Origin of the sequence: Pedobacter sp. BG31, assembly GCF_042464845.1 — a bacterium.
Classification (GTDB): Bacteria; Bacteroidota; Bacteroidia; order Sphingobacteriales; family Sphingobacteriaceae; genus Pedobacter; species Pedobacter suwonensis.
This window is the reverse complement of sequence record NZ_JBHNZK010000001.1, coordinates 712705-721555: the sequence shown is the minus strand read 5'-3', so window position 1 is coordinate 721555 and position 8851 is coordinate 712705. Positions and strand designations below refer to the sequence as shown.

General features: G+C 38.4%; 6 protein-coding genes. 2 read left to right on the top strand and 4 right to left on the bottom strand.

What is annotated here, in order from left to right; translation table 11 throughout:
- Positions 1-510: 510 nt before the first annotated feature.
- On the bottom strand, positions 511-1347 hold the full coding sequence (locus ACFE6N_RS03275) for an N-acetylmuramoyl-L-alanine amidase (protein ID WP_378933819.1): 837 nt from the start codon (positions 1345-1347) through the stop codon (positions 511-513).
- A gap of 116 nt (positions 1348-1463) precedes the next feature.
- Here ACFE6N_RS03275 and ACFE6N_RS03270 point away from each other — a divergent pair, with 116 nt between their 5' ends.
- A complete protein-coding gene (locus tag ACFE6N_RS03270) occupies positions 1464-3143 on the top strand; it encodes a dipeptidyl-peptidase 3 family protein (protein WP_378933817.1) in 1680 nt (559 codons plus the stop codon).
- Positions 3144-3783: 640 nt separating this feature from the next.
- Positions 3784-6225, top strand: coding sequence for an outer membrane beta-barrel protein (locus ACFE6N_RS03265; protein ID WP_378933815.1), 2442 nt, complete (start codon positions 3784-3786; stop codon positions 6223-6225).
- Positions 6226-6386: 161 nt separating this feature from the next.
- On the opposite strand, the gene ACFE6N_RS03260 is transcribed toward ACFE6N_RS03265, so the two are convergent.
- The 3 genes from ACFE6N_RS03260 to ACFE6N_RS03250 all read right to left on the bottom strand — a co-directional run bounded on the left by ACFE6N_RS03260 (position 6387) and on the right by ACFE6N_RS03250 (position 8794).
- A complete protein-coding gene (locus ACFE6N_RS03260) occupies positions 6387-6881 on the bottom strand; it encodes a GNAT family N-acetyltransferase (RefSeq protein WP_378933813.1) in 495 nt (164 codons plus the stop codon).
- The gene (locus ACFE6N_RS03255; protein WP_145858472.1) at positions 6878-7438 is read right to left on the bottom strand and encodes a thiamine pyrophosphokinase; all 561 of its coding nucleotides are present in this window, start codon (positions 7436-7438) and stop codon (positions 6878-6880) included. Before ACFE6N_RS03255 ends, ACFE6N_RS03260 begins: the two co-directional genes overlap by 4 nt.
- 63 nt (positions 7439-7501) lie before the next feature.
- A complete protein-coding gene (locus tag ACFE6N_RS03250) occupies positions 7502-8794 on the bottom strand; it encodes a hypothetical protein (protein WP_378933811.1) in 1293 nt (430 codons plus the stop codon).
- Positions 8795-8851: the final 57 nt, after the last annotated feature.

Here is an 8851-nt window from a genome sequence, read left to right as displayed (position 1 = left end):
ATTTGCCGCCGACTTCCTTCAGATTCGCAGTCACCCACGACACCCTTGTCTTTAGCTAACACTTCCTACTGCTAAGCGTGTTCGGGACTCTAACCCTATAGTCGATTGCCATGCCCGGCGCACCAAATAGACACGGATAACCACAGATTATCCGTGTTTTTTTTGCCAGAATTTGGCGGCAAATGCATGCAGAGAAGAATGTGATAGCAAATATTAGCATTCTTTTTTACGCCATAAATTTGGACATTACACTTTTAAAGATCCTGGAACAAACTTCCTTTGACAAATTTCTTAATAAAGAGTCGTCATTGCGAGGTACGAAGCAATCTTAAAGCGCATGCTAGTAGCGATCATTGTAAGATTGCTTCTTTGGCTGAAAAAGCCTTCTCGCAATGACGATTCCTCAATACCTATCACTGCAAAAAACTCCTCTGTAATCTATATGATTTTTATAAAATCTATCCCTCATGATGATGGCATGAGTGCAATCTACAACAAAAGCCACTCCGCTTAATATTTCGTATAAAGGTTATACAACACCAAAATATCAACTGGTGTTAATGTTTTTGTGATATCTGATTGTATAAAGTGTATTTTGAAAGCTTCAATGGCAGCCGGCAGGTTAGCCGTATTATAACCAATGTATTTAAGGGCTTTTTCTGTATCAAAGTCTGCAGGTGGATTTTTCAGCACATCATCATACCAAAACCCGAAACCCTTGTCTGCCAATTTCTTCCACGGGAAATTCCTGGGGTCATTTTTACGGCCTGGTGCAATATCTGCATGACCAATGAAATTCGCCGTCGGTATGTTATATGTTTTTTTTAGCGTTGCCAGCAACTTTAACAAGCTATTGATCTGTGCATCAGGCCATGGATCGGTTAAACCATTATTATCCAGTTCAATTCCTATAGATGAAGAGTTAAGGTCGGTATCTTTACCCCATTTGCTCACACCAGCATGGTTTGCCCGTAAATAATCGTTAACCATATGCACCACTTTACCATCACGACCAATTACGTAATGCGCGCTGGTACCTGCTTTGGTTGAGAAAAATGTTTTGATGGTTTGCGCTAAACTGTCCTGAGCCGTATGATGGATCACCACAAAATTTGGTTTGCGTATCCCAAAATTTACAGAACCAATCCACTGCTGATTTGTTGGATTTAACGAATCATATAATTGCCCGGCTGGAGGTACCGTTCCAATAATTTCTGCAAAGCCTTTTGCCTTATCCTTATATATTTTTTCTGTTGCCGCGTACCTGTTGGTTGTGCATGAGGCTAAAATCATGGCCAGAGAAAAAGCAGTTAATAAAGATGTTTTGTATAAATTGGAAAACGGCATGGGCATGTTGATTTTAAAAAAAATGAAGGTACAAAGTTATGCTAAACTTCGCCCAATGCATCAAACTTTATACAAAGCTTTTAAAATTTACTAATTTAGCGGCCATATACTTTACTATGAAGAATTTATACAGATCAACCCTGTTTGTATCAGCGATAGCCATTTCAGCAGGTGCATTATCATCTTGTACCGGCAATAATAAATCTAATCATGAAAATACTGCAGTAGTACAAAAAGATAGTCTTACCGATTATGTTGCACAGCGGTTACCGATTTATGAAAGGGTAAAATTAACGACCAATATTAACGGGCTTAGTGTTAACGACCGCAAAATTTTGCCTCTGTTAATCCAGGCGGCAGAAATTATGGATCAGCTTTATTGGAAACAAGCTTACCCGCAAAGAGATAGCCTGCTGGCCACTATTAAAGATGAAAAAACCCGCGATTTTGTTAATATCAACTATGGTCCCTGGGATAGATTAAATAACGATAAACCTTTCGTTGAAGGTGTAGGCCCCAAACCAGAAGGAGCATTCTTTTATCCAAAGGGAATTACAAAGGAAACGATAGAAAAATCAGACCTCAAAGATAAATTTGGCGCCTATTCTGTTGTTCAAAAAGACAGTACAGGCAAATTATCAACCGTCCCTTATCACGTACTGTTTGCTGCTGAATTACAAAAGGCAAGCTCCTTGTTAAAACAGGCTGCGTTAATTGCAGAAGATGCCGGTTTAAAAAAATATTTAAACTTAAGGGCAGACGCCTTGGTAACCGATAATTTTACGGCGAGTGATTATGCCTGGCTGGATATGAAAACCAATGGCCTGGATATTATTATCGGCCCGATCGAAAATTATGAAGACAAACTTTTTAACGCCCGTACCAGTTACGAAGCTTATGTATTAATTAAAGATAAGGAATGGAGCAAACGTTTGGCAAAGTATGTAAAAATGCTTCCCGAATTACAGAAAAACCTACCGGTTGCAGCAAAATATAAAACAGAAACCCCTGGAACGGACTCGGAGTTAAACGCGTATGATGTAGTTTATTATGCCGGAGATTGTAATGCGGGATCTAAAACCATTGCTGTTAACCTACCAAACGATGAAAAAATTCAACAGGAAAAAGGCACACGCCGTTCGCAGCTGAAAAATGCCATGCAGGCAAAATTCGACAAGATCCTGGTACCGATATCAAAAGAATTAATTGAATCCGACCAACAGCAGTACATTAAATTTGATGCTTTTTTTGCAAACGTAATGTTTCATGAAGTAGCACATGGCTTAGGGATTAAAAAAACCATTACCGGAAAAGGCTTTGTTCGTGCCGCATTAAAAGAACAATACAGCTGGCTGGAAGAAGGCAAAGCCGACATATTAGGTTTATATATGGTAACCGGCCTGCTTAAAAAGGGCGAATTGCAAGGTGATATTAAAGATTACTATACCACATTTATGGCCGGTATCTTGCGCTCAGTCCGCTTTGGTGTTTCTGAAGCACATGGAAAGGCAAACATGCAATGCTTTAATTATTTTCAGGAAAAAGGTGCTTTCGAGCGTACGCCAAAAGGCACCTATAAAGTAAACTTCGAAAAATTTGCATCAGCAATGAACGATTTGAGTGCGTTCATCCTTACCCTTCAAGGTAACGGCGATAAAGCTGCAGTAGAAAAGGCACAAAAAGAGAAAGCAGTTATTCATCCAACGCTTCAAACAGACCTTGACCGTTTGACCAAAAAGAATATCCCGGTTGATGTGGTTTTTGAACAAGGCGTTGATGTACTGGGCGTAAAATAATATTTGCCAACTCAAATAATTTAAGGTACAGGCCAACAGATATTTTATTTGTTGGCCTGTACCTTTTTATTCACTGATTTTATTTGTCACTAGTTTAAAGTTAATTGTGAAAAGCAACTTGTACATTCCTTAATTGTTTCAATGGGTTAACTGAAATCGATCTCTATTACTTTATCATATTGCAAAACTTCTTTCTGCAAATCGTCGTCCTGAACTTGTTTCAGGATCTATCTGGCAAACGCATTATGCTGTGGAGATATCTATTTCTCTCTCTCCCTAAGGATTCTGAAACAAGTTCAGAATGACGCAACGAAATAAAGATTTGCATATACATGTCGCTGTAAATTTATTTGAGGCATAGCGCAAACTTAATTTAAACAGCGCTATTCTCCATTCTTTCAATCTCTAAACTCGGCCATAGATTTCCACCTCAGTACGCTGAACTTCGAAATCCCGACTTCAGACTTTTTCAAAATCCCTGTAACCTTTTCAAAAAACGGTCGTCTTACTGATAACAAATTACGGAAACCCTTCGTTTCCCGGACTAAACTTTAAATAAGCAGGTAATTAAACTGAAAGCGCATGCAAATGCGGTATAGGACTCTTTTTGCCCATTTTTTAAAGAATAAATACACCAAACATGAAAACATTATACAAAATAGCATTTTTCCTTACGCTTCTTTTTACTGTTAAAACAGGTTTTGCACAAACCAATCCTAAACCGAACATCAGCGGGATAATTTTAGATGAAACTAAAAAACCTGCAGATTACGTTACCGTCGTACTCTTTAAAGCATCCGATTCCAGTGTGGTTAAAACGGCATTTACCGACCCAAGTGGAACATTTAATTTCACCATTTCAGGCAAGGGGAGTTATTACTATAAAGCCAGCAACATGGGGTACAAAACCCTTAAAAGTAAAACCATTGTTCTAACAGAAGATCATCAGAAAGTAGATTTTGGAACGGCACAGCTTATTGCAAGCACTCAAAACCTAAAAGAAGTAAATGTAGCGGTTACCAAACCATTAATCGAAAGAAAAATGGATAAGATTGTAATGAACGTTTCCAATAGTGCGGTTATGACCGGCTCTACTGCGCTTGAAGTTTTACAAAAAGCACCCGGCGTAACCGTTGATCAAAACGATAAGATCTCGATGATGGGCAAGCAGGGCGTATTAATTCAACTGGATGGCAAGCAAACCTACATGAGCAGTGCCGATGTAGCCAACCTGCTACGGAATATGCAGAGTTCAGACATTGAGAGCATTGAATTGATCACCAATCCATCTTCCAAATATGATGCCTCAGGTAATTCAGGAATCATCAATATCAAAACCAAAAAAAATAAAAACGGCGGCACAAACGGTAGCATAAACGGATCATTAGGTTATGGCAAAAACCTGAGGGCAAATACGGGTTTAAACCTAAACTACCGCGCACAGAAAGTTAATCTCTTTGGCAATTATAGTTATGGCAAATTTGAGCGCAATAACCTGATTGCTATCGACCGCATTTCAAATGGCACAACCGATACTTATTTTATGCAGGTAGGTGAGAGCAACAGAAAACAATATAACAATAACCTGAAGGCCGGACTGGATTATTTCATTGACAAGAAAAACACCATTGGAATATTGGTTAACGGTTATTTTAACCACGGCAATGAAACTTCAACTAATAACACCTTAATCGGTCCGTCTTTTCAAAAGACAGATTCGACTTTGACAACCAATTCATTGCAGACAAACAAATACAATAATGTTTCTTATAATCTAAATTACAAATCTGTTTTAGATACCGCCGGCTCAGAAATTTCGGCCGATGTAGATTATTCCAGGTACAAAGGAAACGACGGTTCTGATTATGCGAACGATTACCGTTTTGAAAATGGAAACAGCATCCGCCCAATCATCTACACCCGGAACAATACCCCTTCCATTATTGATATCAAGGCATTTAAAATCGATTATAATGTTTCGCTAACCAAAACGGTTAAACTTGAAGCCGGGCTCAAAAGCAGTTGGGTGAAGACGGATAATGATCTTCAGGCAGAAGCGTATGTCAATAGTGCCTGGGAAAATGATACCAGAAGGAGCAATCAATTTGTATACGACGAAAATGTAAATGCAGCTTATACCAATGTAAATAAACAGTTTAAAAATACCAGCGTGCAAATTGGATTGAGGGTTGAACAAACCAATTCGAAAGGAAACCTGATCACTAAAAATACGGTTGTTGAGCGAAATTACTGGGATTTTTTCCCTACATTATTCGTGCAGCAAAAGCTTTCAAAAAACAATCAGTTAGGGTTTTCTTACAGCAGAAGGATAGACCGCCCGAGTTACGATGCTTTAAATCCATTTATTTATTATTTGGATGAGTTTACCTATAGCAAAGGTAATCCTTTTTTAAATCCACAGTATACTCACAATTTTGAGCTGAGTTATACCCTTTTGCAAAAATATATGCTCTCAATAGGTTATAGCAGAATTAATGATGTAATTGCAGAAGTGATTTTGCCTGACGCAGCAAGCCAATCGCTATACCAAACCAATGCAAATATTGCCACCAATATCAGCTACAATGCTAATCTAAATGTACCACTTCAGCTTACAAAATGGTGGCAGACCAATAACAACCTAAATGTTTTTTATCTTAGTTTTGAAGCGCCAGATCTGGCCGGAAGTGCTTTAAAAACCGGAAAAACATCTTTTCAGTTTAAATCTCAGCAAACCTTTACCATTATGGACGGATTTACGGCGGAGATAAACGGCAGCTACGAATCGCCACTGGACTATGGAACACTAAGTTTAAAAGCCCGTTATTATATTGATGCAGGCTTAAGTAAATCAATGTTCAACAAAAAAGCAAGTTTGAAGCTGGCCTTATCAGATGTATTTAATATGTCTGAAAATAATCTATCAAGTGCTTATCCTGGTTTAACCTACTCATTACATCAAAAAAATGAAACACAGATCGGCCGCCTCAGCTTTACCTATCGTTTCGGCAAAAATGAGATTAAACCGGCCCGTCGCCGCTCAACAGGTACCGAAGCAGAGCAGGGAAGGATGAAGAATTAGCAGGTTAATTAGTTTATTGGTCATCATCCAAAAAACCGATCGTCTTTTCGACTGGAGCGCAGCGAAATGGAGAAATCTATTTGGATAGCTTTTGCTTCGCAGAGCCTTCGGGTTCTCGGATGTGTTGCAATACGCTCGAAATGATGGTCATTTAAGTTGATTTAAAACTTATATTCCATTACATAATCATCCATAAAGTAACCCTCACCAATATCAAGTTTTACCGATTCTTTAACCGTAAAACCGCATTTTAAGTAAAAATCCTTTGCTTGATTATGCTTGTTCACATTTAATTGCAAAGCACTTCCCCCGGCATTTTTCACCTGGTTAAAAACCTCATTAATTAAGATTTTTCCGATGCCTTTACCATGTGCAGATGGAAGCACATAAAGTTTGTGTAGTTTATAAATGCGTTCATCATGACCAATGATGGAATATCCGGCAAAGCCAAACTGATTTTCGCCTTCCTCTGCAATCAGGAAAATATAGCCTTCCATCAATTGTTTCAGCAGTTCCCCTTTGCTATACATTTTATCCAACATATAATCAATCTGGGTTTGCCCGATAATTTCAAGATAGGTTGAGGGCCAGGTTGCAGCAGCAATATCCCTGATCACTTCTATATCTTCTTCTTTTGCTCTTCTAATGGTGATCATATAGGTTCGCTAATAAAAATCGGTTGTCCTGAAAAAGTAAACTCTACAAAACCATCTTTAACTACAATAAAAATTTCATCTTCATTCTGTGCGAGGTTCGTTACTTCGAGGTATCGGTTGCCATGGATCAGGAATTCGCTTCCGGCAGGCTTCCAAACGGAAAATCCCGATTTTATAGGATAATGTTTTGCCCTTTCGGTGAATACCACCAGGTTAATTTTATCTTCAAATCCGGCAAATTTCTCCAGGTCGAATTTTCTTGTAATCACATTTACCGCAGGGTATTTCTCTTCGTACAGATAATTAACAGCTACCATTAAAGCATCAGCAGGCCCCTGAACAACTTTTGTATCTTCCTGCGCCTCCTGTCCGCTCCCGTTTACCAGCACATCTACCTTTAAACCTAAAGAGAAAATCTTGTCGTAATTTTCTCCGTTAACCAAAAGTGTAGGGCTCCATTCAAGCAACTGTCCTAAAAGTTCTTCGTTAAAATCGCCAAGCTCATCAATGTATAAAGCCGGTTCCTGTTTTTCTTTTACAATATGGTGTGAAGACATAATGCGAATATAGAAATTTCGCTTAAAGTAAGGTACAGGAAGAATCAGCCGGGCGTAAAATGATTAACGATTATATGGATATTCACTTATCCAATGGAATCTCCTGTTAATGAGTTTAAAATCTTTAAGGTCTTTTCGTTTAAAACTAACCGATATCGAATCTTTCTCTGTCAGGCCCGATAAGGTCAGTTTATCTTTTCCCGTAATGATATAGTTTAAAACATATTTTGCAGAGTCTTTATCAGTTGATTTGAGTACCAGTATCTTTTTCGCCTGATCAAAAACCGTAGTGAAATTAGCGGTGCTGTCGTTCATCTTTTTTATTCGTGCGTAGCCGGGGTAGTTAATAATCAGCTGTTTCCACCTCGTACTATCTGTTGTGAGTGGCTCCAGAATTTTACCTTTAAAGCGCATGTGCTCGACATTGTAAATGCCATACATAAATGGCTTTGGCGCTGCACTGCCATACGTTTTTCTTTGATCAATTAATGATGATATTAAAAATAGTAGTGAAGCTGCGATATATAGATATTTTACACCATAAGCCGTATAATAAAGCCATTTCTTTTTAAATTCAGGTCGGTACATTTGCTCAAGCTGCTGGCTTTCATACTTAATAAAAAAGCGATATAGCTTTAAGAAATGCGGAGCTAAAATAAAAAGACACATGACCACCAGTGCGGTAGAGAGTAGTTTTACAGGAACATCGAAAAAATAATTCATCGCCATTACATGCACTGTTGCAGCCAATGATAGAAAGGCACCTATAACAACTGTTCTACGGAATAATAACAGGATAGCTGAAACTTCGATAATACCCATGAAAATATTATAACCTTTAGAAAAACCCAGAAATGTCCAGGCCAGGCCCATTGGCGAGGCATCTCCGAATGGCTGGAGCAATCTCATCAATGAAGGATCGGGAAACTGTAGTTTGATTACTTTAATCGCGCCATATAGTATCAAAGTAAAGGCTAAATAAAATCTCACCAGTACCACCAGCCAGTAATAAGCTGCGTGGTAACTTTTGCGTTTGCGATCTAAAACCGACCAGATGATGCTGCCAATTACGGATACCAAAAATATAAAGAGCAGCAATATCCAATCATAGGAGGTATCGCCGCTGCCATTGGTGTAAATGGTAAAATCGTAATGATAGTGGATAATGTGTTTAGAAAACCAGGGAATAAAATCATGCAATACCAGGTTTGGCAACTGCAGTATACTTGACAATAAAGTAAAAGCCCCGTTATTATTCAGGATGATAAAAAGAGACAGGAGCAGAAAAAAGAACCTGAACGAGATTTTTTTATAAATGTTCCAGGGTACAGCATTTTGAAGAGCGTTTTCAGACATATTTTGTTTGGTTTTATCCAAAGCTAAAAATTATCCTACACGGTTCAAATCATAAAA